Origin of the sequence: Herbidospora galbida (genome assembly GCF_005233835.1) — a bacterium.
Lineage (GTDB): Bacteria > Actinomycetota > Actinomycetes > Streptosporangiales > Streptosporangiaceae > Herbidospora > Herbidospora galbida.
On sequence record NZ_SZQA01000023.1, the window covers coordinates 1 to 25695 of the forward strand.

Consider the following 25695-nt stretch of genomic DNA (forward strand, 5'->3'; position numbering starts at 1 on the left):
CCGCCCGCAGGTGCCGTGCGGCGGTCGCCAGGTCGTCGAGGTGGACGGCCGCGATGCCCAGCGCGCGTTCGGCCCTCGACTGGGCGGCCAGGTCGCGCCGCTCGCGGGCGCGCGCCGCCACCTCGGCCGCGACGATCACCGCCCGCCCCGGATCGGCCTCGGCGAGCATGAGCGCGGCCCGCGCCGGATCCTGGGTCGTCGTCACCCGTCGCAGTTTTCCACTCCTGATTTCCGCGCGGGATGTATCAAACGGGTGAGTGCCCGCTCATCAATCGGAAGTGGCGAATCACGCGAGGGAGTTCCCATGCCTTTCACCGACCCGGGCGGCGTCTACCGAAGCGACACCGAGGCCTGGAAGGTCGACCAGCTGGTCGTCGACCGGCGATATCAGACACTGGTCCTGAACCGCCTCACCGACCTCACCGGTCACACCTGGGAGGAGATCGACACCAGCCCCGAACTGGGCCTCACCCTCTGCGAGCTGCCCGACCTGGCGGCCATCGAGCAGGCTCTCGTCGGCGGCTTCCTGGAGGGCGTCCGCCGGTCGCGGCAGGGGGAGTACGACCCCGCCGACCCGATCCCGGCCCTCGACCTCCTCCTGTACGCCCTCCGCACCTCCTTCGAGGAGAGGTACGACGGCTGGTCGCCCCCGATGGCCAAGAACCGGCTGCTCGACGGCGTCCAGGGCTCGCCCTACACCGGCGGCGGCCGGCCCGACGAACTGGCCCCGGCCGTCCAGGCCGACCTGGCCCGGATGACCGCGCCCGGCGTAGGGCCGCACGTCGGCATCCTCGACTCCAAGATCGTGCCGCACCCCGACCTGGAGGGGCGCTTCCTCGCCTCGGCCAAGGACATCTATACGGGCGCCGCGCCGCACCCTTCGCCGGTCGGCCACGCCACCTTCGTCGCGGGCGTGATCCTCAAGCACGCCCCGGACGCGGTCCTGGTCATGCGGTCGATCCTCGACAACCGGGGCGTCGAGGTCTCCTCGTGGGCGGTGGCCAAGGCCATGGTGGGCTTCCTCAAGACCGACGTGCGGGTGCTCAACCTGTCGTTCGGCTGCACCACCCACGACAACCGGCCGCCGACCGTGCTGGAGCGGGCCGTGCAGCGGCTCTCACCCGCGATCGTGCTGGTCGCGGCGGCCGGCAACCACGGCCGTCCCACGCCGCGGCGGCGGGCCGCCCGGATCACCGAGGTCACCCCGGTGTGGCCGGCCGCCTGCGCCGACGTCGTCGCCGTGGGCGCCCGGGGCGCCGAGTTCAGCCCGAAGGTCCCGTGGGTCAACGTGCTGGCCGACGGCCTCGCGGTGACCAGCACCTACCTCACCGGCGAGGTCGACGTGGTCGAGCGGCTCCTGAACGGCGAGGTGGCCGTACAGGACAAACTGCAGTTCAACGGGTACGCCATCTGGAGCGGCACCTCCTTCGCCTGCGCCGCCGTGGTCGGCGAGATCGCCGCCCGCGCGGTCGCGCAGAACATCTCGGCCCGTGCGGCGGCCGACCTCATCGTGGCCGAATCCGCTGACGAGGTGCTCGCCGAGCTCAGCCTGTAGTGTCCAGACGGGCCGCTGTGTCCATGAGGCAGATTCATGGCGCGAGCCACAGCCGGCCTTCGACCGGCCGCTTCTCGCTTTGCGGCCCGTCTGCGGCACGAGGGAGGAGAGAGCCATGCGTGACGACGCCCTCATGGAGGAACTCGCGGCCGCGCTGCGCGCCGCCGACCCGGTGCCTCCCGGGCTGGTCGAGATGGGGCAGGCGATCTACACCTGGCGGCTGGTCGACGCCGAACTCGCCGAGCTCAGCTCGCTGGGCGCGGCCGGGCCGCTGGTCCGGGCCGACGAGGTGGCCGCGCTGCGCGACCTGGCGTTCCAGACCGCGTCGGGCCTGGTGATCGAGCTCGGCGTCAGCGGCGACGCCCTGCTGGGCCAGCTCGACCCGCCGGCCGAAGGAGAGGTCCGCGTCGTGACCGGCGCCGGGCCGGGACCGGGCCTGCCGGTCGACGAGGTGGGCGGGTTCCGGATCTCCCCGATCCCGCCCGGCCGGTTCCGGCTCCACTTCCGGGGCGGCGGGCTGAACGTGGTGACCACCCCGATCTACTGGGGCGGCACCCACGACGAATAGAGCAGCCGCGCCCGCCAGCCCTCGTAGGGGAGCGTGTCGCCGGTCAGAATCGGCTGCAGCCAGGCGAAGTTGGCCAGCACCAGCAGCCCGAACACGCCGACCGCGACCGCGCCCCGCGACCGGCGGGCCGGGCTCGCGCCGCGCCTGCCGAGCGCCAGACCGGCGACCAGGGTCAGCGCCAGGATCATGAACGGCACCATCGGCAGCGCGTAGAACTGGTACATCGTCCGGTTGTCGGCGATGGCGTAGTAGAACCACGGGATCCAGCCGGTGGCGTAGCCGAGCAGCACCGCCCCGGCCCGCCAGTCGCGCGTCGCGGTGTACCACGACAGCATCGCGACCATCGCCGCCAGCCCCGCGAACCACAGGATCGGGGTGCCCGCCGCGTAGATCGCCGACGAGCACGAATCGGCCCCGCAGCCCTGCGGCGAGCTGTAGTGCAGCAGCACCGGCCGGTACTGCAGCGGCCACTGCCACGGCTCGCTGGCGTAACTGTGGCCGGCGGCCAGCCCGGTGTGGAACGACAGCGCCTGGAGCTGGTAGGAGACCAGCGACCTGATCGAGTCGAACAGGAAGAACACCCACCCGTGGTCGGTGGCCTGCGCCCAGTTGCGCCCCCACCCGCGCTCACTGGCGAACCATCCCGTGTACGACACCACATAGACCACGACCGGCACGACCCACATCCAGGCCACGCCGAGCGGCAGATCCCGCTTCCACGACCCGCGATAGGGCTTGCGCAGCCCGATCGAGCGCCGCGCCCCGGCGTCCCAGAACAGCGACAGCACCAGGAACCCGACGACGAAGAACGCACCCGTCCACTTGGTGGCCGTCGCCGCCCCCAGCGCCAGCCCGGCCAGCAGCCGCCACGGCCGCCGGCCCAGATGGGGCCCGAAGTCGCCGGGGATCGCCCGCGCGTGCCACTCGGCCAGCCTGGCCCGCATGTCGTCGCGGTCGGTGACCAGGCAGGCGAACGCGGCCACCAGCCAGAACGACAGGAAGATGTCGAGCAGCGCGGCCCGCGACATGACCATGTGCATGCCGTCGACAGCCAGCAGGAGACCGGCGAGGCAGCCCAGCAGCGTCGAGCGGGTCATCCGCCGGGCGGTGCGGGCCAGGATCAGGATCGACAGCGTCCCGACCAGCGCGGCCATGAACCGCCAGCCGAACGGGTTGATCCCCCAGATCCACTCGCCGAGCGCGATCATCCACTTGCCGAGCGGCGGATGCACCACGTAGTCGCCGCACTCGGCGACCCGCGCGCAGGTCCGGAACACCCCGTCGCCGCCCGCCAGCAGGGCCGGGTCGGGCTTCTCGACGCTCTTGGTCTCGACGCCGAACCGCAGCAGCGACAGCGCCTCTTTGGCGTAGTAGGTCTCGTCGAACATGACCTCGTGCGGCCGGCCGAGGTTCACGAACCGCAGGATTCCGCCGAACACCGTGACGATCAACGGCGCCAGCCATCCCCACAGCACGCTGCCGGGCTGCGGCGGCACGAGGCGGTCGCGCGCCGGGACCGGGAGGGGCGGGGAGATCGTGGTCACCCGCCTCATCCTATTGACGGCAAAGGATAGGATCGCTCCACTGATTACTTTTGTGACCAGTGCCCCGAATGTCCGCATGATGGACATCGCGGGATTCGGGACCGGCCGTCCGTAGACTGTTCGGGTGATTTCCCGTATCGACCTGCGCGGGCCCCTGCCGGGGAACCTGCGCGACGTGCTGCCCCGCGCCGAGCTCGACGTGGAGACCGCCCTCGAGAAGGTGCGGCCCATCTGCGAGAAGGTGCGCCATCAAGGCGCGGAGGGCGTTCGGGAGCTGACCCATCGGTTCGACGGCTTCGACCTCCCCACGGCCCGCGTCCCCCTTGAGGCCCTGAAGAAGGCCCTGGAGACGCTCGACCCGAAGGTCCGCGCCGCCCTCGAAGAGGCCATCCGCCGCACCCGCCTGGTCCACCGCGACCAGCGCCGGACCGACGTCACCACGACGGTCGTCCCGGGCGGCACCGTCACCGAGCGCTGGATCCCGGTCGACCGCGTCGGCCTCTACGCGCCCGGCGGCCTGGCCGTCTACCCGTCCAGTGTGATCATGAACGTGGTGCCCGCCCAGGAGGCCGGGGTGCCCTCGATGGCGGTGGCCTCACCGCCCCAGAAGCCCGACGGGCTGCCCCACCCGACGATCCTGGCGGCCTGCGCGCTGCTCGGGGTCGACGAGGTCTACGCCGTCGGCGGGGCCCAGTCGGTCGCGATGTTCGCGTACGGCACCGAGGACTGCCCCGCCGCCTCGATGGTCACCGGGCCGGGCAACATCTGGGTCGCGGCGGCCAAGCGGCTGCTCAAGGGCCGCATCGGCATCGACTCCGAGGCCGGTCCGACCGAGATCGCGATCCTCGCCGACGCCACCGCCGACCCCGTCCACGTCGCCGCCGACCTGATCTCGCAGGCCGAGCACGACACCCTGGCCGCCGCCGTCCTGGTGACCGACTCGGCCGAGCTGGCCGACGCGGTCGAGGTCGAGCTCAAGGCCCAGGTGGCCCGCACCAAGCACACCGAGCGGATCACCGAGGCGCTGGCCGGCAGGCAGTCGGGCATCGTCCTGGTCTCCTCGATCGACGACGGGATCAAGGTCGTCGACGCCTACGCCGCCGAGCACCTGGAGATCCAGACCGCCGACGCCGCCCAGGTGGCGTCCCGGATCAGGAACGCCGGCGCCGTCTTCGTGGGGGCGCACGCGCCCGTCTCGCTCGGCGACTACATGGCCGGGTCGAACCACGTGCTGCCGACGGGCGGCTGCGCCTGTCACTCCTCGGGCCTGTCGGTGCAGACGTTCCTCAAGGGCGTGCACGTCGTCGACTACAGCCGCGAGGCGCTCGCCGAGGCCGCGCCGCTGGTGTGCGCGCTGGCCGACGCCGAAGACCTGCCCGGCCACGGCGCCGCGATCCGCGCCCGGTTCGATTGGGAGATTCCCAGCTGATGACCACGCTCGACGACCTGCCCATCCGCGACGACCTGCGCGGCAAGCACCCCTACGGTGCGCCCCAGCTCAACGTGGCGGTGCAGCTCAACACCAACGAGAACCCCTACGCGCCGTCCGAGGCGCTGCTCGACGACCTGGCCAGGGCGGTCCGGCAGGGCGCCGCGAGCCTCAACCGCTACCCCGACCGCGACGCGGTCGAGCTGCGCAAAGACCTGGCCGACTACCTCGGTCACGGCCTGACCGCCGGTCAGCTGTGGGCCGCCAACGGGTCCAACGAGATCCTGCAGCAGACCCTCCAGGCGTTCGGCGGCCCCGGGCGGTCGGCGATCGGCTTCGAGCCGTCCTACTCGATGCACCCGATCATCGCCGCCGGCACCAGCACCCGCTGGATCGAGGGCGGCCGGGAAGAGGACTTCTCGCTCGACCCCGACCGCGCGGTCGCCCTCATCGAGGAGCACCGGCCCGACGTGGTCTTCCTGACCTCGCCCAACAACCCGACCGGCACCGCCCTGCCGCTCCCGGTGATCGAGCGGGTGCTGGCCGCCGCGCCGGGCATGGTGATCGTCGACGAGGCCTACTTCGAGTTCGCCCGCACCGGCACCCCGTCGGCGCTGTCGCTGCTGCCCGAGCACCCGCGGCTGATCGTCACGCGGACCATGTCGAAGGCGTTCGCGATGGCCGGGGCGCGGGTGGGCTACCTGGCCGCCGACCCGGCGGTGATCGACGCGCTGCTGCTGGTGCGGCTGCCCTACCACCTCTCGACGCTGACCCAGGCCGCGGCCCGGGTCGCGCTGGCCCACCGCGGCGAACTCCTCGGCACGGTCGAGGCGCTGCGGCAGGAGCGCGACGCGACCGTGACCTGGCTACGGCAACGTGGCCTGTCCGTGGCTGACTCCGACGCCAATTTCGTGCTATTCGGTAAGTTTCCGGATCGTCACGCGGTGTGGGAGGGCGTACTCGACCGCGGGGTTCTGATCCGCGAGACCGGGCCTGCCGGGTGGCTGCGCGTATCGATCGGCACGAGTGACGAGATGGCGGCCTTCCGGGCCGCCCTGGAAGGGGTCCTCTCATGAGGGTCGGGCGCATCGAACGCACGACGAAGGAAACGTCCGTCCTGGTCGAGATCGGCCTCGACGGCACCGGCGAGTGCGACATCGCCACCGGTGTCGGGTTCTTCGACCACATGCTCAACCAGCTCGGCAAGCACGGCCTGTTCGACCTGACCGTCAAGACCGAGGGCGACCTGCACATCGACGCCCACCACACGATCGAGGACACCGCGATCGCGCTGGGCGCCGCGCTCAAGCAGGCGCTGGGCGACAAGTCGGGCATCCGGCGGTTCGGCAGCGCGTCCTGCCCGCTCGACGAGTCGCTCGCCGAGGTCACCGTCGACCTCTCGGGCCGGCCCTACCTCGTGCACAGCGAGCCCGAGAACATGGCCCCGATGATCGGGCCCGACTACGACACCACGATGACCCGCCACATCCTGGAGTCGATCGTCGCCTCGGCCTCGATCTGCCTGCACGTCCGCGTCCCCTACGGCCGCAACGCCCACCACATCGTCGAGGCGCAGTTCAAGGCCCTGGCGCGGGCACTGCGCGCGGCCACCGAACTCGACCCCCGGGCGTCCGGGGTGCCCAGCACCAAGGGCGTGCTGTGAACTTCTCCTCCAGCGCCATGATCTTCATCGGCCTCTTCCTGATCGGCGGGGTGGTCTCCTTCGCCAAGCAGAAACTGAAGCTGGCCGCGGTGGTGACCGGCGCGCTGTCCGCGCTGGCCCTGACGGCGGGAGTGATGTGGTGGCAGTGAAGAAGAACGTCGTCGTCCTCGACTACGGCTCGGGGAACCTGCGGTCGGCCGAGCGCGCCCTGGCGCGCGTCGGCGCCGACGTCACGGTGACCGCCGACTTCGACGAGGCGCTGAACTGCGACGGTCTCGTGGTGCCCGGCGTGGGGGCCTTCGCGGCCTGCATGACCGGCCTGCGGGGCGTGCGCGGCGAGCAGATCGTCGCCCGGCGGCTGGCCGGCGGCCGGCCGGTGCTCGGGATCTGCGTCGGCATGCAGATCCTGTTCGAGAAGGGCGTCGAGCACGGCGTCCACACCGAGGGCTGCGGCGAGTGGCCCGGCACGGTCGAGCGCCTCGACGCGCCCGTGCTGCCCCACATGGGGTGGAACACGGTCACCGCGCCCGGCGACTCGGTCCTGTTCGCCGGCCTCGACGCCGGCACCCGCTTCTACTTCGTCCACTCCTACGGCGTGCGGGAGTGGGAACTCGTCCCGCACGACGAGGGGTTCAAGGCGCCGCTGGTCACCTGGGCCACTCACGGGGTGTCGTTCGTCGCCGCCGCCGAGAACGGCCCGCTCATGGCCACCCAGTTCCACCCGGAGAAGTCCGGCGACGCCGGGGCGACGCTGCTCCAGAACTGGCTGAACACCCTCTCATGAGCAAGGAGCGGGCCAGACGCCGGGCCGAGAGGGAGGCCGAGAAGGCCCGCCTGGCGGAGGAACGGGCCCGCCGCGAGGCCAAGACGGCCAGGCGGCGGGAACTGCGCGGCCGGATCACGGCCGTGCTGCCCAAGCCGGTCAGAGTGGCCCGGCAGGGCGGCGTGCTGGCCCGGCGCCGCCGCGCCCAGAACGCGGCCATGCTCGTCCTGTTCCTGCTGGTCCAGGTCATCGCCTGGCTCACGCTCGACATGATGGCGCGGCTCGCGGTGCTGGGCCTGTCCATCCTGATCGTCCCGGTGCTCGTCACCGTTCTCTTCGACCGGAGGTCCTGAACAGATGTCACTCGTGTTGCTGCCCGCCGTGGACGTGGCCGACGGCCAGGCGGTCCGCCTGGTGCAAGGCGAGGCGGGCTCGGAGACCTCGTACGGCGACCCGCTCGCCGCCGCCCTCGCCTGGCAGGACGCCGGCGCCGAATGGATCCACCTGGTGGACCTCGACGCCGCGTTCGGCCGTGGTTCGAACCGTGAACTGCTCGCCGAGGTCGTCGCCAAGCTCGACGTCCAGGTGGAGCTGTCCGGCGGCATCCGCGACGACGCCTCTCTCGAGGCCGCCCTCGCCACCGGCTGCCGCCGCGTCAACATCGGCACCGCCGCCCTGGAGAACCCCTCGTGGTGCTCCAAGATCATCGCCGAGTACGGCGACCGCATCGCCGTCGGCCTCGACGTCCGCGGCACCACCCTGGCCGCCCGCGGCTGGACCCAGGAGGGCGGTGACCTCTGGGAGGTCCTCGACCGCCTGGAGGCCGACGGCTGCCCCCGCTACGTCGTCACCGACGTGACCAAGGACGGCACCCTCCGCGGCCCCAACCTCGACCTGCTGCGCGAGGTGTGCGCCCGTACCGACAAGCCGGTCATCGCCAGCGGCGGCGTCTCCAGCCTCGACGATCTCCGCGCCCTGAACGGCCTGGTCGGCCTCGGCGTCGAGGGCGCCATCGTCGGCAAGGCCCTCTACGCCCAGGCGTTCACACTCGAAGAGGCGCTCGCGGCGGTGAGGGCATGACACCCACCCGCATCTCCTCGGGCGGTCCGTGGGAGGAACGCTACGGATACTCGCGCGCCGTCGTCGCCGGGAACCACGTCTTGGTCTCCGGCTGCACCGCCACCATCGGCGGTGAGGTCCAGCACGTCGGCGACGCCTACCAGCAGACCCTGACCGCCTTCGGCGTGGCCCTCGACGCGCTGGAGAAGGCCGGCGCGTCGGTCACCGACGTGGTGCGCACGCGGCTGTTCGTCGTCAGCCAGGACGACTTCGACGCCGTCGGCGAGGCCCACGGCGAGCTGTTCGGCGAGGTCCGCCCGGCCTGCACGTCGGTGCGCGTGGCCGGCCTGATCGACCCGCGCATGCTGGTCGAGGTGGAAGTGGAGGCCTACCGGTCATGACCGTGGCCGTGCGCGTGATCCCGTGCCTGGACGTCGACGCGGGCCGGGTCGTCAAGGGCGTCAACTTCGAGAACCTGCGCGACGCCGGCGACCCGGTCGAACTGGCCAGGCGCTACGACGCCGAGGGCGCCGACGAACTGACCTTCCTCGACATCACCGCCTCCAGCTCCGACCGCTCGACCATGTACGACGTGGTCCGGCGGACGGCCGAGCAGGTCTTCATCCCGCTGACCGTCGGCGGGGGAGTCCGGACCAACGACGACGTCGACCGACTCCTGCGGGCCGGCGCCGACAAGGTCGGCATCAACACCGCCGCCATCGCCCGGCCGGAGTTCCTCCGCGAGGCGGCCTGGCGGTTCGGCTCGCAGTGCATCGTCCTGTCCGTCGACGCCCGCCGTGTCGTCGACGGCCCGCCGACCCCGTCGGGCTTCGAGGTGACCACCCACGGAGGCCGCAGGGGAACCGGCATCGACGCGGTCGAATGGGCCGCCCGGGGCCAGGAACTCGGCGTGGGCGAGATCCTGCTGAACTCGATGGACGGCGACGGCACCAAAGACGGCTACGACATCGAGATGATCAAGGCCGTACGGGCCGCCGTGACGGTACCGGTGATCGCCTCGGGCGGGGCAGGGACGCTCGAGGACTTCCCACCGGCGATCGAGGCGGGCGCCGACGCGGTCCTGGCGGCGAGCGTCTTCCACTTCGGCGAACTGAAGATCGGCGACGTGAAGAACACGCTGCGCGAGGCGGGCCACCCCGTCAGGTAGGGCATCGTGGAGGGCCGGGCGTCGTGCCGACGACGCCCGGCCCTCTTGGGCACGGCGCCGGGCGCGCACGATGTCGCCCTCGTCGGCGGCCTGGACGTGCTAGAGGAGCCTCTGATCAGTCGATGACCGCAGTGGCTTCGACCTCGACCAGGAGGTCTGGCTCGCCCAGCGCCGCGACGCCCAGCAGTGTGATCGGTTTGACCGGGTCGATCCCCAGCTTCGCCGCCGCCCGGCCCACCCCCTCACCCAGCAGTGGCATCTTCTCGGGACTCCAGTCGACGACGTAGATGGTCAGCTTCGCCACGTCGTCGAAGGAGCCGCCGATCTCGGCCAGGGCGGTGCCGATGTTGAGGTAGGCCTGTTCGACCTGGGCGGCGAGATCTCCTTCGCCGACCGGTCGGCCATCGGCGTCGCGGGCGACCTGACCCGCGAGGAACACCAGCTTCGATCCGGTCGCGATCGACAGCTGCCGGTAGACATCGGGCTTCGGCAATCCATCGGGATTGACCAGAATCACGCTCATGACCCCTCCTTCGCGTTCCTGAAAGCATAGCGATGCTATGTATTCTGGCGCCATGGCGAGGACGAGAGATCCGGCGGTCCGCTCCCTGCTGCTGGACCGGGCCGCACAGATGCTTCGAGCCCGGGAACCCGTCACGCTCCGCACGCTGGTCGCCGGAACCGGCGTGTCGACGATGGCCGTCTACACCTACTTCGGCAGCATGGACGGCCTGTGGAAGGCGCTGCGACAGGAGGGCTTCACCCGCCTGGCGACCAAACTCGCGGCCGTCTCGATGTCCGCGGATCCGGTGCGAGACCTCGCCGCCCTGGGGGCCGCCTATCTGTCCAACGCCCTGGAGAACCCCGACCTCTACCGCGTCATGTTCGACGCGGGTTTCGAACTCGAAGACGCCGACGCTGCGGATGAGGCTCTGCACGGCCTCGTCCGGGCCGTCGAACGGGCCAAGACAGCCGGTCGCTTCCGTGACGACGTCGTTCCACTGGAACTGGCGACACAGAGCTGGGCGATCGGGCACGGGCTCGCGTCACTTGTCGCCACGGGCCCCCTGCCGCACCAGGCGCTCGCCCACGCCGTACCCATGCTGACCGCTCTGTTCATCAGCGCGGGAGACGATCCCTCCAGATGTCGCCGGTCGGTCGGGCACGGGTGGGAGCAGACTCCTCCGGCCGGGGTCCGGCTTTCATGATCGAAGAGAGCGGCCCTGGTGGGGGCGCCTCTCCGAGGGCCGGACCTGGGCCAGCCGCCGTCGCAGGACCTCGCGCTCGGCCGGATTGTCCGTCCGGGCCAGCGCCGCCTCGTACGCGCCGAGGGCCTCCTCGCTTCGGCCCAGGCGGCGCAGCAGGTCGGCCCGGACGGCGTGGAACAGGTGGTGGCCGTCGAGGTCCAGGTCGTCGAGGAGGCCCAGCGCCGCCGACGGGCCGTCGACCTCGGCCACGGCGACGGCGCGGTGCAGGGCCAGCACGGGCGTGGGGGCCAGGGCGATGTGCCGGTCGTAGAGCCGCACCACCTGCCGCCAGTCGGTGGGGGCGTCACTGTGGACGGCGTTGATCGCCGCCTGGATCTGGTAGGGCCCCGGCCGGTTGCGGCGCAGACAGATGTTGGAAGGGTTGTCCGCAGGAGACGAGATGCCGTCGCACCTTGAGGTGCCGAATGTTCTGAGGCCGGTGAGCCGCCGCCGCATGCCTTCGGTCATTCAGCGTCCGGATCGGCCTCCGCGTTGCCAGGAGGCGTCTGCCTGCCGCACATGAGTCGCCGGCCGTCTCGCCTCAGGCGCGCAGCACCTGGGTCAAGGTCAGTGGGGGATGCCCCGTCACCTTCTCTACGTGGTCGGTCACCACATCGAGTTCACCCGCCCCGACCGCCGCATACGACGTCACCCACCCAGCCACCGCCCACTCCGGCGCACCGTAACGCTCGCGGGAGGCGTAGGCCTCGTCGAGGGTCTCGTTCTCGAAGGTGACCGACGAGCCTCGCGCCTCGGACAGGATGCGGGCGATGTCGGTCATGGTGAGGAGGTCGGGGCCCGTCAGGTCGTAGGTGACGCCCTGGTGGTCGGCCGGGTCCTGGAGGATCGTGGCGGCCACCGCGGCGACGTCGGCGCGGGCCACCGGGGCGAAGCGGCCTTCGCCCGCGGGGCCGCGGATGACGCCGTCGTCGCCGATCATGTTCTCGAGGAAGTCGAGGTAGAGGCTGTCTCGGAGGAAGGTGAAACCCACTCCGGTCTCTTCGATGTGCCGTTCGGTGTGCCAGTGGTCTCGGCCGAAGGTGAACGTGCACTCGGGCCCCGCTCCGAGGAACGAGGTGTAGACGATGCGGGGAACGCCCGCCGCCACCGCCGCGTCGACCGCCGCCGTGTGGAGGGCGACGCGGTCGGGATGTTCGGTCGCCGAGATCAACATGAGGACCCCGGCGCCGTCGAGGGCCGCCGCGAACGCGGACGGGTCTTCGTAGGGCGCCTGGGCGATCTCCGCGCCGTCGAGCCGGGGAGCGCGGGACGGGTCGCGAACGACCAGCCGCTGCCGGACTCCGGCCTGAGCCAGTCGCCGGGCGATCCGCCCGCCGAGCCCGCCGGTCGCCCCGGTCACCGCGATCAGGTCACTCATCAGACCAGTTTCGCATGGGAGAGTCCGGACGCCCGGTCAGCGCGCGCCGAAGCCCCCCTTTAGATGATCATCCGTGGGCGCCGGAAACGAGGGAACCGCGGACGGCGCTACTGGTTGAGCACGCCGTTGAAGAAGGTGGCCAGCGAGTTGGCGCCGGAAGTGACACCGTCAAACACTCCCCTGACAGCGCCGGCCGCGGCTGACGGCTGAGTCCAGAGGTAGAAGGCCACGAACGCAATGCCTGCGTACGTGAGCACTTTCTTGACCTGCATTGGGGGGCCTCCTGCGGTATGTGTCCCGGATTTTTCTACCCGGCGACATCAGTGATCATAACTAGCCGGATAGAGAGGAGGACCTTCCGGCACGCCCGACCACGGTCACGGCACACCCCGGTTCAGGCAAAGAGTGAGTTGAAGAACAGGGCGAGCGATTGGGCCCCGTCGCCGATCGCGTCGAACACGCCGCGCACGGCGCCGGCCGCCCCCTGGGGCTGGGTGAACAGATAGAAGATCACGAAGGCGATGGCGGCGTACGTGAGTAACTTCTTGGCGTTCATGGCGGAGCTCCAACCGTGTTCAGTGCCATCACTCTGCCCCATCGGCCGGGACCGCGCGTGAGGTTTGGCACGATCGTAAGATCCGGCCCGCTTCCCCCACGGGGCACGCGAAAAACTCCCGTTCGCGCCAAACCAAAGGCCCCCGAGCTCCGAAGAAGCTCATAAAGGGAGGTCAGGTGCGCCGGAGGGTAGCGGTCATCGGCAGCGGCGTGGCGGGGCTCACCGCCGCGCACGTGCTGCGTTCCACACACGACGTGACGCTCTACGAGGCCGACGACCGGCTCGGTGGGCACGCCCACACCCACGACGTGGCGGGGCTGGCGGTCGACAGCGGGTTCATCGTCCACAACGACCGCACCTATCCCCACCTGACGCGGTTGTTCCGGGAGCTGGGGGTGGCCACGCAGGAGTCGGACATGAGCATGTCGGTGCGCTGCGACGGCTGCGGCCTCGAATACGCCGGCGGCAAGGGCCTCACCGGTCTCCTGGCCCGCCGGCCCTCGGCGGCCTACCTGCGGCTGCTGGCCGACGTGCCCCGGTTCCACCGGACGGCCCGCGCGCTCCTGGAGACCGACGACGAGCGCACCCTCGGCGAGGTCGCCCGGCACTTCCCGGCCTACTTCACGCGGCACTTCCTCACCCCTCTCGTGGCGGCCGTGTGGTCGTGCGCGCCCGCGACCGCCCTGCGCTATCCGGCGCGCTACCTGTTCACGTTTCTGGCCAACCACGGGATGCTCAGCGTCTCGGGCAGCCCGGTCTGGCGGACCGTCACCGGGGGCAGCCGGACCTATGTGGAGAAGGTGGCCAAGGGGCTCACGGCGGTGCGCACCGCGACTCCCGTACGGGAACTGAGGCGGCACGCCGACGCGGTCGAGATCCGCGACGACGGCGACGAGACCGCCTCCTACGACGCGGCGGTGGTCGCCACCCACCCCGGGCAGGCCCTCGCCCTGCTGGCCGCCCCCACCGACGTGGAGCGGCGAGTGCTGGGCGGTTTCGCCTACTCCCGGAACCCGGCGGTGCTGCACACCGACGCGAGCGCGCTGCCCCGCGCCGGGGGCGCGCGGGCGTCGTGGAACTACCGCATGTCCGGCTGCGCCGCAGAGCCCTCTTCCGTACGCGTCTCCTACGACATGACCCGCCTCCAGCGGCTGCCGACCGGAACCCGCTATCTGGTCACCCTCGGCGACGACGTGCCCGCCGAACACGTCATCGCCCGGATGGACTACGAACACCCCGTCTACACCCCCGAGACGGTCGCCCTGCAGAAGCTGCTGCCGGCGCTGTCGGACGGCCGGGTGGCGTTCGCGGGGGCGTACCACGGATGGGGTTTCCACGAGGACGGCTGCCGGTCCGGGCTGACGGCCGCCGAGAACCTGGGGGCACGCTGGTGACACCCGCCCTGTATCGCTGCTCCATCACCCACGTGCGTTCCTCGCCGCTGCGTCACGCGTTCACCTACGACGGCTACCTGTGGCTCGTGGACCTCGACGACCCGCCGCGCGGCTTCGACCCGGACGCCCGCGAGGAGCTCGACGCGTTCCTGGCCGGCCACGGCGAACGCGCGGGCACGGTCGTCATGCTCGCCGGGCGGCGCACCCTCGGCTACGTCTTCAACCCCCTGAGCGTCTACTGGTGCGACACCGGCGTGGTGGTCGCCGAGGTCCGCAACACCTACGGCGGACGCCACCGCTACCTGCTCCGCCCCGACGCCCACGGCCGCGCCGAGACGGACAAGGAGTTCTACGTCTCGCCCTTCCACCCCGTCGACGGCCGCTACACGCTCCGGCTGCCGCGCCCCGGCGACCGGCTCGACCTCGCGGTGACGCTGCACCGTCCCGAGGGCAGGCCGTTCGTGGCGACGGTGCGCGGCCGGCGGGTGGCGCCGACGTTGCGCAACCGGCTGCGGATGGCGCCCCTGCTGGTGGGGGCGCGGATCCGGCGTCAGGGCATCGCCCTCTACCTCCGTGGGCTGCCCGTCGTACCCCGAAAGAGAGAAACGTCATGACGCACGCCATCGCCCTCACGCCCCCACGATCGCCCCTGCGGGTGAGGGCGGTCCGGCAGTTGTTCCGCAACGCGGTGACGCGGTTGCCGTTGCGGGTCCGGATGCCCGACGGCGAGATGCTCGGCGATCCCTCCGGCCCCCTCATGCGGGTGGTGCGGGCGGAGGACTTCTTCTCCCGGGTGGGCGCCGATGGGCTGATCGGCTTCGGCGAGGCCTACATGGCGGGCGACTGGGAGGCCGACGACCTGGCCGGGGTGCTGACCGTGATGGCGACGCAGCTGGCGTCGCTGGTCCCGGCCCCGCTGCAGCGGTTGCGCGGCGTGTGGGCGCGGCGGCACCCCCGGTCGGAAGAGGGGACCGTGGAGAACGCCCGGAGGAACGTCCAGCGGCACTACGACCTGTCGAACGACCTGTTCGCGGAGTTCCTCGACCCGTCCATGACCTACTCCTCCGCGCTGTTCCACGGGGAGGCCACCTGGGAGAACCTGGAGGAGGCCCAGCGCGCCAAGATCGACCGGCTGCTCGACGAGACCCGGGTCGGGCCGGGGTCGACGGTGATGGAGATCGGGACCGGCTGGGGCGCGCTGGCGATCCGGGCCGCGATGCGCGGGGCCACGGTCCGGACGATCACCGTCTCGGCCGAGCAGCGGGCCTTCGCCCTGGAGCGGGTGGCCGCCGCCGGGCTGTCCGACCGGGTCGCGGTGGAGCTGTGCGACTACCGGGAGGCCGCGGGGTCGTACGACGCGGTGGTCAGCGTGGAGATGATCGAGGCGGTGGGCGAGCGATACTGGCCGGTCTTCTTCGCCACTCTCGACCGGCTGCTGGCCCCCGGCGGGCGGGTGGGGCTCCAGGCGATCACGATGCCGCACGACCGGATGGTGGCCTCGCGGCACACGTACACGTGGATCCAGAAGTACATCTTCCCGGGCGGGCTGCTGCCGAGCGTCACGGCCATCGAGCAGAACCTCGGGCCGCTGCGGATCGCCGGGCGCCACGAGATGGGCGGCGACTACGCCGAGACGCTGCGGCTGTGGCGGGAGCGCTACTGCTCGCGGCGGGCGGAGATCTCGCGGCTCGGCTTCGACGAGTTCTTCCACCGGATGTGGATCTTCTATCTGGCTTATTCGGAGGCCGGTTTCCGGTCGGGCTATCTGAACGTGCGGCAGTTCGTTCTGGAAAGGGGTCGTTCGTGACGCTCGTCGCGAGCCGGTTGGCCGACACGGTCGCCGGGCTGTTCGGAGGCGCGCTGCCCGTCGGGCTGCGGACCTGGGACGGCGGGTTCGCCGGTCCCGAAGACGCGCCCGTCGTGGTGCTGAGATCGCCCCTGGCGCTGCGGCACCTGCTGTGGGCCCCCGGCGAACTCGGGCTCGCCAGGGCCTACGTCAGCGGCCATCTCGACGTCGAGGGCGATCTGGCCGACGGGTTCCGGCGGGTGTGGGCCGCCGCCTCCGGCGGTCCCGGGATGGCCGAGCTGGCGCGCGGGGCGCGTACCCTCCTCGGGCTCGGCGTCGCGGGCCCGCGCCCGCCGATCCCCCTGAGCGAGGCGCGGCTGCGGGGCCGCCTGCACACCCGAGGCCGCGACCGCGACGCCATCGCGCACCACTACGACCTGTCCAACGACTTCTACTCGCTGATCCTCGACCCCTCGATGGCCTACTCGTGCGCCAAGTGGGCGCCCGGCGACGACCTCGCCCGGGCTCAGCGCCGCAAACTCGACCTCGTGTGCGCCAAGCTCGGCCTCCAGCCGGGGATGCGGCACCTCGACGTCGGCTGCGGCTGGGGCTCGATGGTGCTGCACGCGGCCGAATACGGCGCCGAGTCGGTCGGCGTCACGATCGCCGCCGAGCAGCAGGCCTTCGTCCGGGCACGCGGCGGCGAGGTGCGGCTGCAGGACTACCGCGACGTCTCCGACGGCCCCTACGACGCGATCTCCTCGATCGAGATGGGCGAACACGTCGGCGAGGAGAACTACCCCGTCTACGCCTCGACCCTGTTCGGCCTGGTACGTCCCGGCGGCCGCGTCGTCGTCCAGCAGATGTCACGCGGCGCCAACGCCCCCGGCGGCGGCCCGTTCATCGAGCGCTACATCGCGCCCGACATGCACATGCGCCCCGTCGGCCGGACCGTCGCCATGTTCGAGGAGGCCGGCTTCGAGGTGCTGCACGTCGAGGGCATGCGGGAGGACTACGCGAAGACCGTCCGGGCCTGGTACGACACCTTCGAGTCCCACTACGGGGAGGCGGTGGCCCTGGTGGGGGAGGAGGTCGCCCGGGTGTGGCGGCTCTATCTGGTCGGCGGCGGGCTGGCCTTCGAGTCGGGACGCATGTCCGTCCACCAGATCACCGTGGGCCGCCCTTCGTGACAACCCGGCACATGCGTAACGCGTCGAGATGACATGCCGGAGAACCAAGGGCCCACCAAGCTGCAGATCTGGTTAGGTGTGGGGCTCATCGTCCTGTTCGTCGCCGCCCTCGTGGTCCTCGTGCTGCTGCGCGACGACCCGCAGTGGGACCGGCTCGTGTTCCTGCTCCAAGGGCTGGAGGCGCTGGTGTTCGCGGCGGCCGGGGTGCTCTTCGGAACCGCCGTCGGACGGTCGTCGGCCGCCGTGCAGGAGGTCGCCGCGGCGCAGGAACGGGCGTCGGCGGCGGAGACCGACGCGGCCAACGGGCGGGCGCTGGCGTCGGCGGTGCTGGCGTCGGAGGAGCAGAGCGCGCGGCGGGGCAGCCGGGAGCCGGCGATGGAGGCCGAGTCGGACCTTGCGGCGCTGGCCCGAAGGCTGTTCCCTAACGCGTGATGAGTGTCGTCCGGGTCGGCCCGAGGAGCGCGTCCGGTTATCCGGTCGTGCTCGTCGACGACGCCGGAGAACGGCTGCTCCGGCACATCGACCCGGCCCGGCTGTCCGCCCTCACCGGTGACGCGTCGCCCCAGGGCCGGCGCTCACTGGGCCGGGCGCTCCACGACCTGGTCCACGACCCGTCGCTGGCCGCCTCCCGGGCCGTCTACCTGGACATCGGCGAGGAGGAGTTACGGGCGCTGCCCTGGGAGTCGATGATCGCTCCCGACGGGCGGCGGCCGTTCCTCGCCGAGGGGGCCTGCTGGGCGCGCGGACGACCGCTGCCCGCCACCCGCCCGGATGTGCTGGTGCCGATCCGGCTGCTCATCGTGCTCGGCAACACCGACGATCCCGCGCTGCTCGCCCGCGAGGAGGCCGACGCGATCAGACGGTCGCTGCGCGCCCGCCACGGCGCCTGGCACGTCGAGGTGCTCGACCAGCCGACGCCCCGGGAGTTCTTCGAGCGCATGGACGACATGCGGCCGCACGTCCTGCACTTCGTCGGCCACAGCGGGGTCGATCCGCTGGAAGGGCTGCCGATGCTGGAGTTCAACGGCCCCTCGGGCGCCGTCGGCGTCACCGCCGACCGGATCGTCAACGCGATCACCGAGCCGCCCCGGCTGGTCGTGCTCAACGCGTGCCGGACCGCCTACGGTCCCTCCGCCTCCATCTGGGAGCTCGCCGACGCCTTCGGCGCCGCCGCCGTGGTGACGATGCGCGGCGACGTCGCGTCCGCCCCGGCGGTGGTGTTCGCCGAGAACCTCTACGAGTCGCTCGCGTCGGGCGCGACGGTCGGCGAGGCGGTGCGGGCCGCCCGCACGGTCATGTTCCGGGAGGGCCTGTCCGAATGGGAGGCGCCGTCGCTGGTGGTCGGGCACGCGCCCGAGGACGTCCTGCCGTGGAGTCTCGGCGTCGACCCCGACACGGCGCTCCACCTGGCCGAACTCTATGCGGGGGTGGCGATGGCGGTCGACCGGGCCGCCGAACGCTGGCGGTTGTGGGGCGGGGTCGACTCCGACGCGCCGCCCTACCGGGCGCTGCTCGTCGGTGGCGGGCCCGAGGTGGGCAAGTCGTCGCTCGTCCGCTCGTGCGTGTTCACGTGGCGGCTGCGCGGCTGCACGGCCCTGTACGTGGACGCAGGAGCCCTCCGAGACGGGCGCAACGTGCCGTGGCTCGACGTGGTCCGCGCGGTGGCCGACGCCCTGCCGCCGCTGGCCGGGGCCGAGAGGTTCCGGCACCATCTCGTCCACCTGAGACGGGGCCTGCGGCCTCCTGCGGGGCCCTTCCAGCCGGACGACCGGGGTCCGTGGGAGGCGGCCAACGAGGCGGAGCCGCAACTGCGCGAGGCGCTGTTCGAAGGGCTGCGCGCGTTGCTGGCCGAGACCGGGCGGGTGACGATCGCCCTCGACCATCTGGCGCTCGTCCCGGAGCTGGGCGACACCCTGGTGCCCGGCCTGCTCCTGCCGGTCGCGGAGGGCCGGCTGAACGGGGTGTCGGTGATCGTCGCGGAGGACGACGAACGGGTGCTGGGCGCGTTCGCCGACCGCGCGCAGCGGCTCACGGTCGAGCCGTGGGACCGGGACCGCACCGAGGAGATCTTCCGCGAGTTCGGCGCCCGTGCCAACCGGCCCTACCAGGGCGGCTGGAAGGACGCCTCGGAGTGGGCCCGGGACAACACGCCGGTGTTCATGCCGTCCCACCTGCACATGTTCCACACCATGATCGCGGCGGGCCGGCCGTGAGCGCCCAGGTGGAGGCGCTCGCCGCGACCGTGGTCTCGGGCGCCCTGGGGCTGTGGGCCGGCGGCGACGCCGAGGCGCTGGCCCGGAAGGAGGAGGGCGCGCTGCTGGCGGGCTACGTCCGCCGGCTCGCCGGCCGGATGGCCGAACCGGTGGCCCGCCGGATCGAGTCGGCGCTGCCGAGGGAACCCGGCCCCGGCCACCTGGCGGCGATCGACGCCGTGCGGGAGTCGCTGCGCGGCCGCCTCTCCGGCGAGGACGCCGACGAGCTCGACCGAGGGCTGCCCGACCTCTCCTCCGACCTGCCCGAGCCGATGGCGGAGTTCTACTTCGGGCTCCGCCGGGAGTGCTGCGCCGTCCTGGTCCAGACCGCCCGCTCGCTGCCGCTCCACCGTCCCGGCTTGCTGAGGGAGCTGGTCCGGCAGCAGAACACGATCGCCGAACGGCTGACCGATCTCGCGACGTTGCTGTTCGCCGCGTTGCCGTCCGGGGTCCGGGGCGCGCTGATGCGGTGCGCGCTGCCGGGACGGTTCGACGAGACCCTCTACGACGCGGTGCTGCGCGGCGACGGTCCCTCGCTGGCCGAGATGGCGGCGACCGGGCGGTTCCGGCGGCTGCCCGGCTCGGGACAGTACCGGCTCGACCCGGCGCTCAGGGAGACGGCGTGGTCGCGGTGGTGGATCGACGAGGCGCGGGTCATGGGAGAGGGCATCCCCGACGCGATGCGCGAGACGGCCAGGCGGATCGCCGACGAGGTCGACGACGAGCTGGAGGAACTGCGCCTGACCGCGCTGGTCTCACCCGGCGGGGCCGTCGCGGCCTTCCGCGTGCTCTACCGGCGCGCCGACACGGCCTTCGACCTGGTCGCCTGCCAGGACGCGCTCGACGTCCTCGCCGCACCCGACCTGATCGGCGTCAGCCCCCTCATCGCGGAGACGCACGCCACCTACCAGGCCCGGCTGGCGGCCCGCACCGCCCACGCCACGGAATACCGCCAGACCGGCCGCTACCTGCACAGAGACGCCCTGGAGCGAGTGCTGACCGGTGACGCCAGGGTGGTCCACCTGCACGCGCCCGGCGGCATGGGCAAGACGATGCTGCTGCGGTGGTTCGCGGCCCGCCGGTGTCTCACCCAGTGGCCTCACGTGCCGTGCGCGCGGATCGACCTCGACGCCGTCGACCCGGTCAACGCGGTCCGTCATCCGTGGCTGGTGTTGCTGGAGATCGCCGCGCAGCTGTCGCCCCAGATCCCCGGCGCGCCCTTCTTCGACCTGCTGCGCGACCACGACCGGTGGCGGCGGGTGCTGAGCCGCGCCGCCGTGCCCAACACCGCGCTGCTCTCCGAGGTCGAGGCCGCGGCCGCCGACGGGGCCGATGTCACCCGCCGGTTCTTCGCCACCGACCTGCCCGACCACGTGGTCGTGTTCGACACCCTCGAAGAGATCGTGCTCAGACCCGCCGCCGACCCGCGTCCCTTCGTCGAGACGCTCGCCCGCCTCTCCGGGCGGGTCGTCCTCTCCGGCCGGTACGACCTGCGCGACCGCCTCCCCGGATTCGCCGACGCCTTCCCCGACGCCGAGATCGTCGAGGTGCCCCCGTTCGACGACGACCTGGCCGCCCGCTATCTGACCGAACGCCGCGGCCTGACCCGGCCCGACCTGATCGACGCCATGGTCCGCCGCGCGGGCGGCCTGCCCTTCGCCCTCGCCATGTACGGCGACCTCGCCGAGGCCAACCCGGAGCTGACCGCCCGGGAGGTGGAGGAAGCCCGCGAACCCGCCCTGCTCTACTGCCTCGACCGCATCCTGGAACGCATCCCCGACGACCGGCTGCGCTGGCTGCTCCGCTACGCCGTGCTGCCCCGCCACCTCGACGCCGAGTTCGTCACCGACGTGCTGTGGCCCCACCTGGAGGCGGGTCTGCGCGACGACAAGGTCCTCGACGACCCGGCCGAGGACGCCCGCCCCGACCGCAAGACCAAGATCTTCCTCCCCGGCCCGCCACCGCCCGCCCCGGCGGCCCTGTGGGAGGAACTGACGACCTACGCGGGCGCGACCTCCTGGGTCCAGCCCACCGACGACGGCCGGCTCGTCTTCCACGAGAACCTGCGCGACCCGGTCCGCGACCTCCTCCGCGACCATCCCGTTTTCGCCGTCCTGCACGCGTCGGCCGAGGCCCACTACACCCGCCGCGCCGCCCGGGAACACTGGGCCCGCTGGTCGGCCGAGGCGGTCTACCACGCCTTCCAGCACCGGGGGACGGCCGCCCTGCCGAGGTGGCGGGCCCTGATCACCGAGGCCTGGGACACCGGCCGCGCCGACCACGCCGGGGAACTCGCCGACGACCTGCTGATCTACGCGAAGGACGACGACGTCCGCTACGCGGCCCTCATCGAGCAGGCGCGGGCCGCGATCGAGGCCGCCCGGCGCGACCTTTCGCCCGGCGCCTCCGGCGCGCACTGGAACAGGGCCGAGAGCGCCCTCGCGGAGGCGGGACAACTGGGGGAGCCCTCCCCGATGCACCACGCCCTGACGGCGATGGTGCACCTGGCCCGCGACCGCCACGAGGAGGCCGAGGCGGAACTGGCGATGATCGCCGGCGAGGACCTCGACGAGGACACCGCCGCAGAGGTCGACCTCGTCCGGGCCGCCTCCGCCGACCAGGAGGAACTGCGGCAGGTGTACGCGCGGGCGGAGGAACGGGACGACCTGCGGGGCCTGGAGTTCACGGCCCGTTTGCTGGGCCGGGACATCGCCGTGGGGGGCGGCGACGTCAACGAGGCGGCCCGATACCTGATGGAGTCGGGCGACCTGCCGGAGCTGGCCCGAGTCCTGCTCCAGCGGGGCCGGCCGGGGAGCGCGCTCGACGTGTTCCCGGAGGCACCTCCGCCCGGGATCGCGACCGGTGGAGAGCGCGACCGGTTGCTCGTCACCGCCGAGGCCATGATCGCGCTCCGCCGCCCGGCCGCCGCCGTCCGCCTGCTGACCGGCCGGATCTCCACCGATCACGCCTCGTCGGCGATCGTGATGGCCCGCGCCCTGGGCGACCTGATGGAGTACGAGGTCGCGCTCGACGCCCTCACGCACGCCCGCCGCGCCGCCACGCTGGGGGCCGACCGCAAGGCCCTCACCCGGGAGACGGCGCGGCTCCACCTCGACGTGGCCGGAGACGTCGTGGCCGCCGAACGGATGCTCGGCGAGATCCTCGACGACGTCCTGCACCCCGACCCGCTCTGGGCGGACATCCGGCTCGCCCAGGCCAGGGACGACGACGCGGTCTCCATCGCCTGGCGGACGGCCAAGGGATCGTCCGACCCCGTGGCCCAGGCGAAGGCGGCCGTGACCGGGCTCCAGGTCGGCCAGCCCATGGGTGGCCGGCTCATTCGGTACGTCCGGCTGATCGACGACCTCGGCCTCCGCCTCGAATCGCTACGGGAGCTGCGGAAATGCCGTCTTCCCGTGGATCTGTCGGAGGCGGTCCTCGATCCGTGGCTGGCCGAGCGAGCCGAGTGGCAGCGGGAGGACCGGGCCTGCCTCGACCTGCTCGCGGTGGAGGTGGCGCGCGTGGCCGGTCGCTCAGCGGACGCCGCCGTGCTGCTCGACGAAGCGGTCTTCGGCCTCGCGAGCTCCGACGTCGTCGCGTGGCTCGACTGGATCCGGGCGAAGAACCGCATCGGGCCCGCGATCGCCGGTGAGTGGGAACCCCCGGAGATCGAGGGCGGCCCGGACCTGACGGGCGCCTTCCTCGTCGAACTCGCCCGGCGCCGCCTGCCCGTCGACCCGGAGTGGAAGACGTCCTCGCGGCTCGACCGGGCCGGGGAACTCATGGGCGACCGTCCCATGCGCTGGCACGGCACGCTCTGGCAGACCCGTGCCGATCTCGCCGCCTCGCAGGGCCTGCCCGACCGCGAACACCGGCTGCGCGCGATGTCGGTGTGGCGGGACCTGGGACAAGTCGCAGAACTCCAGGCGACCCCACCCACCCCTACCGAGACCATCGCCTACGGACCCCCGACCACCCACAGCCCGGACCTCGAGGCCGACGACGAAGCCCGATCGGACTCGGCCGCTGCCGACTCGGACGGGCTGGACTGGCACCGGTTCGATGACGAGTCGCCGGATCACGAACCAGAAATCGTCGTGCCCCTCGGCGGGCTTCAGCCCGTCGGCGATGACTGGACGGTTCACGAGGCCACGAACGGCCTGGGCGACCGGTTGCTCCCCGGGCTCGAGGGCCGGCTGGAGGACTCCCCGGAACCCCTCGACGTCCGCCTGGACGGCTACGCCGGTGGCGCGCCGTGGGAACTGCTCGGCTGGGGCGGCCGCACGCTGGGCCGCCATCCCCGAGTCAGGTGCGTCTATCGAACGCCGCGCGGGCTCGTGCCGGTCGAGGAGCCGCCGGGTCGCCGGGAACCGGTCGTACACGTCATCGAACCTGATCTGGTGCTTGCGGCCAGGACGCGGGGGCTGCCCGGTTCGCTGAAGGTCGCCGAGCTCTACCGGAACCGTGACCTCCCGGCCGAATCCCGGACTCCGCTGGAGGCGCTCGGCCGGCGCGAGATCGGCGTGCTCCACGTCGCCGGCGTCATGGACACCGCCAGGGGCGTCCCGGCGCTGTCCTTCCTCGGCGACGACGACGGGATCGAGCCCGACGCCCTGCACGAGGTGCTCCGGCGGCTGCGCGGCAACCCGCCTCTCGTCGTGCTCGACGTCCTGGCCCCGGCCAACCGCGCCGAGTTCCCCCGGCAACTCTCCCTCCGCAACCGGTTCGCCCAGGAGATCGTGCGCGTCACGTTTCCCGTCACCGTCCTGGCCATCGGCCCCGCCCCCGGCCTGACCCGTTCGGTGGCGATCACCGACGTGGCCTTCGCCGTGTCGGCGGGGTCGTCGACGCCCGGACTGTGGCAGCGGATCCAGAGCCACGAGATCGCCTCGGAGGACGACGCCTACGCCTTCGCGGCCACGGCGCTGTTCTCCAACGTGCGCCCCGCCGGCATGCCCGGGTTCCGATGACCCGCCGCGCGATCGAACTGCACGCCAAGATCGCCGGTCTGGAGGCCGAACTCGCCGCCTGGCGCTCGCTGTCGGCCCCGGGCGCCCGGCTGGAGAAGCACCACACCCAGATCGGCGCCATCACCGCCGCCCTCCAGGTCGCCGTCGACCACCTCACCGCCAGGGCGGACTCCGGCGATCCGTGGACGGCGACGGAACACCTCCTGATCCGCACCCACGACGTTCTCGACTACTTCCGCGCCAAGTTCGCCCTCCGCCTGGCCGACGTCTTCGCCGACTACCTGACGGTCGCCGACGAGCTCGCCTGGGAGTGCTACGAACCGGTCCGGACGTACGCCCCCCGGCGGAAGGAACCCCCGCTCGTCTTCCTGGACCGGTCGGCGGAACCGTTCTCCATCGCCCGTGGCGCCGACTACGCCACCGAGCTGATCGCGAAACCTCCGGGCAGCCTCCGCCGGGTCGTGGAGCGCCTCCCCGTCCCGCTGATCGGCGTCCCGTGGTTCCACCTCCGCCATCTCCCCGACGCCCTGGTCATCGCCCACGAAGTGGGTCACCTGGTCGAAACCGACCTCGACCTGACCCCGACGCTCCAGACGTCGATCGCCGGAGCACGCCCCGAATGGCGGCGCTGGCTCGGAGAGGTCTTCGCCGACGTGTACGCAGCCCTCGCCACCGGACCCGGCTACCTGAGCGCCCTGTCCGACTTCCTCGACACCGGATCGGGCGGCACCGGCGCGGGGGCGTACCCGCCTCCGGAGACCCGCCTCGACGTGGTTCGAGCGGTCTTGGACGGCGGCCGCGCGACGGAGGCCGCAGAGGTGGCGGCGGCCCTGGTGGCGGGCCCCTATCCCCAACTGGGCGGCCGCCGCCTCGACGAGATCCTCACCTTCGACCGCGACCTGGCCGACCGCCAGGCGAGCGCGCTGCTCCTGCGCATGGCTCCCGACCCCCGGTCGAACGTGCGCACCCTGCTCTCCTCGGCCGCCCTGGCCTTCGCCCGCGACCCCGAGACGTACCAGAAAGCCGGCACGACGGACCGTGTCGTCCACGCCGCGCACCGGAAGATCACGGCCGGAGTCCGCGCCGCCACGACGCCGCAGGCGGCGGCGGAACGCGGCCGCGAAGCCGGCGAGGCCATCCTCGGCCTGCTCCTCTGACCAGAACAGGGGGCCT

The 25695-nt window shown here is 72.2% G+C and carries 27 protein-coding genes; 20 read left to right on the plus strand and 7 right to left on the minus strand.

The features are described from left to right. Positions 1-205: hypothetical protein (locus FDA94_RS22680; RefSeq protein ID WP_137249102.1), on the minus strand; the 205-nt coding region annotated here is incomplete at its 3' end. A 99-nt stretch (positions 206-304) separates the two neighbouring features. On the opposite strand from FDA94_RS22680, the gene FDA94_RS22685 reads away from it, so the two are divergent. Both FDA94_RS22685 and FDA94_RS22690 read left to right on the plus strand, forming a co-directional pair. Further along, positions 305-1555 carry a S8 family peptidase gene (locus FDA94_RS22685; RefSeq protein WP_137249103.1) on the plus strand — a complete coding sequence of 417 codons (1251 nt, stop codon included), beginning with the start codon at positions 305-307 and terminating at the stop codon, positions 1553-1555. 115 nt (positions 1556-1670) lie between these two features. Further along, positions 1671-2123, plus strand: a complete 453-nt coding sequence (locus FDA94_RS22690; RefSeq protein WP_137249104.1) for a hypothetical protein — start codon at positions 1671-1673, stop codon at positions 2121-2123. Here the strand turns inward: FDA94_RS22690 and FDA94_RS22695 are convergent. Next, complete coding sequence (locus FDA94_RS22695) at positions 2096-3676, minus strand: dolichyl-phosphate-mannose--protein mannosyltransferase (protein WP_170991079.1); 1581 nt, start codon at positions 3674-3676, stop codon at positions 2096-2098. The genes FDA94_RS22690 and FDA94_RS22695 overlap by 28 nt on opposite strands. Before the next feature lie 115 nt (positions 3677-3791). Here FDA94_RS22695 and hisD point away from each other — a divergent pair, with 115 nt between their 5' ends. Genes hisD through hisF form a run of 9 tightly spaced genes read left to right on the plus strand, consistent with a single transcriptional unit; the run spans position 3792 to position 9749 of the window. Then, entirely contained in the window at positions 3792-5096 is a 1305-nt protein-coding gene (gene hisD, locus FDA94_RS22700) for a histidinol dehydrogenase (RefSeq protein WP_137249106.1), read from the plus strand. Then, positions 5096-6172 carry a histidinol-phosphate transaminase gene (locus FDA94_RS22705; RefSeq protein ID WP_137249107.1) on the plus strand — a complete coding sequence of 359 codons (1077 nt, stop codon included), beginning with the start codon at positions 5096-5098 and terminating at the stop codon, positions 6170-6172. The genes hisD and FDA94_RS22705 overlap by 1 nt, the downstream gene beginning before the upstream one ends. Beyond that, positions 6169-6759, plus strand: a complete 591-nt coding sequence (gene hisB, locus FDA94_RS22710; protein WP_137249108.1) for an imidazoleglycerol-phosphate dehydratase HisB — start codon at positions 6169-6171, stop codon at positions 6757-6759. Before FDA94_RS22705 ends, hisB begins: the two co-directional genes overlap by 4 nt. Further along, complete coding sequence (locus tag FDA94_RS39365) at positions 6756-6908, plus strand: hypothetical protein (protein ID WP_169806249.1); 153 nt, start codon at positions 6756-6758, stop codon at positions 6906-6908. The genes hisB and FDA94_RS39365 overlap by 4 nt, the downstream gene beginning before the upstream one ends. Then, the gene (hisH, locus tag FDA94_RS22715) at positions 6905-7543 is read left to right on the plus strand and encodes an imidazole glycerol phosphate synthase subunit HisH (protein ID WP_212735461.1); all 639 of its coding nucleotides are present in this window, start codon (positions 6905-6907) and stop codon (positions 7541-7543) included. The genes FDA94_RS39365 and hisH overlap by 4 nt, the downstream gene beginning before the upstream one ends. Beyond that, on the plus strand, positions 7540-7875 hold the full coding sequence (locus FDA94_RS22720; RefSeq protein ID WP_062330126.1) for a hypothetical protein: 336 nt from the start codon (positions 7540-7542) through the stop codon (positions 7873-7875). The genes hisH and FDA94_RS22720 overlap by 4 nt, the downstream gene beginning before the upstream one ends. A 4-nt stretch (positions 7876-7879) precedes the next feature. Next, the gene (gene priA, locus FDA94_RS22725; protein ID WP_030450282.1) at positions 7880-8602 is read left to right on the plus strand and encodes a bifunctional 1-(5-phosphoribosyl)-5-((5-phosphoribosylamino)methylideneamino)imidazole-4-carboxamide isomerase/phosphoribosylanthranilate isomerase PriA; all 723 of its coding nucleotides are present in this window, start codon (positions 7880-7882) and stop codon (positions 8600-8602) included. Further along, complete coding sequence (locus FDA94_RS22730) at positions 8599-8982, plus strand: RidA family protein (RefSeq protein ID WP_062330131.1); 384 nt, start codon at positions 8599-8601, stop codon at positions 8980-8982. Before priA ends, FDA94_RS22730 begins: the two co-directional genes overlap by 4 nt. Beyond that, positions 8979-9749 carry an imidazole glycerol phosphate synthase subunit HisF gene (gene hisF / locus FDA94_RS22735; protein ID WP_137249110.1) on the plus strand — a complete coding sequence of 257 codons (771 nt, stop codon included), beginning with the start codon at positions 8979-8981 and terminating at the stop codon, positions 9747-9749. The genes FDA94_RS22730 and hisF overlap by 4 nt, the downstream gene beginning before the upstream one ends. 115 nt (positions 9750-9864) lie before the next feature. Here the strand turns inward: hisF and FDA94_RS22740 are convergent, their stop codons facing one another. Continuing rightward, entirely contained in the window at positions 9865-10272 is a 408-nt protein-coding gene (locus FDA94_RS22740) for a RidA family protein (RefSeq protein WP_137249111.1), read from the minus strand. 52 nt (positions 10273-10324) lie between these two features. Between FDA94_RS22740 and FDA94_RS22745 the strand changes: the two genes are divergently transcribed. After that, the gene (locus tag FDA94_RS22745; protein WP_212735451.1) at positions 10325-10957 is read left to right on the plus strand and encodes a TetR/AcrR family transcriptional regulator; all 633 of its coding nucleotides are present in this window, start codon (positions 10325-10327) and stop codon (positions 10955-10957) included. On the opposite strand, the gene FDA94_RS22750 is transcribed toward FDA94_RS22745, so the two are convergent. From FDA94_RS22750 to FDA94_RS39375, 4 genes are all read right to left on the minus strand, one after another. Next, positions 10952-11464: an RNA polymerase sigma factor gene (locus tag FDA94_RS22750; protein WP_212735452.1), complete on the minus strand. Its 513-nt coding sequence runs from the start codon at positions 11462-11464 to the stop codon at positions 10952-10954. The two genes, FDA94_RS22745 and FDA94_RS22750, sit on opposite strands and share 6 nt — an antisense overlap. A 73-nt stretch (positions 11465-11537) precedes the next feature. Further along, on the minus strand, positions 11538-12374 hold the full coding sequence (locus FDA94_RS22755; protein ID WP_137249113.1) for an SDR family oxidoreductase: 837 nt from the start codon (positions 12372-12374) through the stop codon (positions 11538-11540). 107 nt (positions 12375-12481) lie between these two features. Continuing rightward, a complete protein-coding gene (locus FDA94_RS39370; protein WP_169806250.1) occupies positions 12482-12646 on the minus strand; it encodes a hypothetical protein in 165 nt (54 codons plus the stop codon). A gap of 122 nt (positions 12647-12768) precedes the next feature. Next, positions 12769-12930: a hypothetical protein gene (locus FDA94_RS39375; protein WP_170991080.1), complete on the minus strand. Its 162-nt coding sequence runs from the start codon at positions 12928-12930 to the stop codon at positions 12769-12771. 176 nt (positions 12931-13106) lie between these two features. Here FDA94_RS39375 and FDA94_RS22760 point away from each other — a divergent pair, with 176 nt between their 5' ends. The 8 genes from FDA94_RS22760 to FDA94_RS22795 are packed head-to-tail and all read left to right on the plus strand — an operon-like array spanning position 13107 to position 25679. After that, the gene (locus FDA94_RS22760) at positions 13107-14324 is read left to right on the plus strand and encodes an NAD(P)/FAD-dependent oxidoreductase (RefSeq protein ID WP_246060097.1); all 1218 of its coding nucleotides are present in this window, start codon (positions 13107-13109) and stop codon (positions 14322-14324) included. Then, on the plus strand, positions 14321-14938 hold the full coding sequence (locus FDA94_RS22765; RefSeq protein WP_246060098.1) for a DUF1365 domain-containing protein: 618 nt from the start codon (positions 14321-14323) through the stop codon (positions 14936-14938). Before FDA94_RS22760 ends, FDA94_RS22765 begins: the two co-directional genes overlap by 4 nt. Continuing rightward, positions 14935-16131 (plus strand): SAM-dependent methyltransferase, encoded by a 1197-nt coding sequence (locus tag FDA94_RS22770; RefSeq protein WP_137249116.1) that lies wholly within the window; start codon positions 14935-14937, stop codon positions 16129-16131. The genes FDA94_RS22765 and FDA94_RS22770 overlap by 4 nt, the downstream gene beginning before the upstream one ends. Then, the gene (locus tag FDA94_RS22775) at positions 16128-17300 is read left to right on the plus strand and encodes a class I SAM-dependent methyltransferase (RefSeq protein ID WP_137249117.1); all 1173 of its coding nucleotides are present in this window, start codon (positions 16128-16130) and stop codon (positions 17298-17300) included. Before FDA94_RS22770 ends, FDA94_RS22775 begins: the two co-directional genes overlap by 4 nt. A gap of 33 nt (positions 17301-17333) precedes the next feature. After that, entirely contained in the window at positions 17334-17732 is a 399-nt protein-coding gene (locus FDA94_RS22780) for a hypothetical protein (RefSeq protein WP_137249118.1), read from the plus strand. Further along, positions 17732-19513, plus strand: a complete 1782-nt coding sequence (locus FDA94_RS22785) for a CHAT domain-containing protein (RefSeq protein WP_137249119.1) — start codon at positions 17732-17734, stop codon at positions 19511-19513. The genes FDA94_RS22780 and FDA94_RS22785 overlap by 1 nt, the downstream gene beginning before the upstream one ends. After that, a complete protein-coding gene (locus tag FDA94_RS22790; protein ID WP_137249120.1) occupies positions 19510-24522 on the plus strand; it encodes an NACHT N-terminal Helical domain 1-containing protein in 5013 nt (1670 codons plus the stop codon). The genes FDA94_RS22785 and FDA94_RS22790 overlap by 4 nt, the downstream gene beginning before the upstream one ends. Further along, complete coding sequence (locus FDA94_RS22795; protein ID WP_137249121.1) at positions 24519-25679, plus strand: hypothetical protein; 1161 nt, start codon at positions 24519-24521, stop codon at positions 25677-25679. The genes FDA94_RS22790 and FDA94_RS22795 overlap by 4 nt, the downstream gene beginning before the upstream one ends. Positions 25680-25695 lie beyond the last annotated feature (16 nt).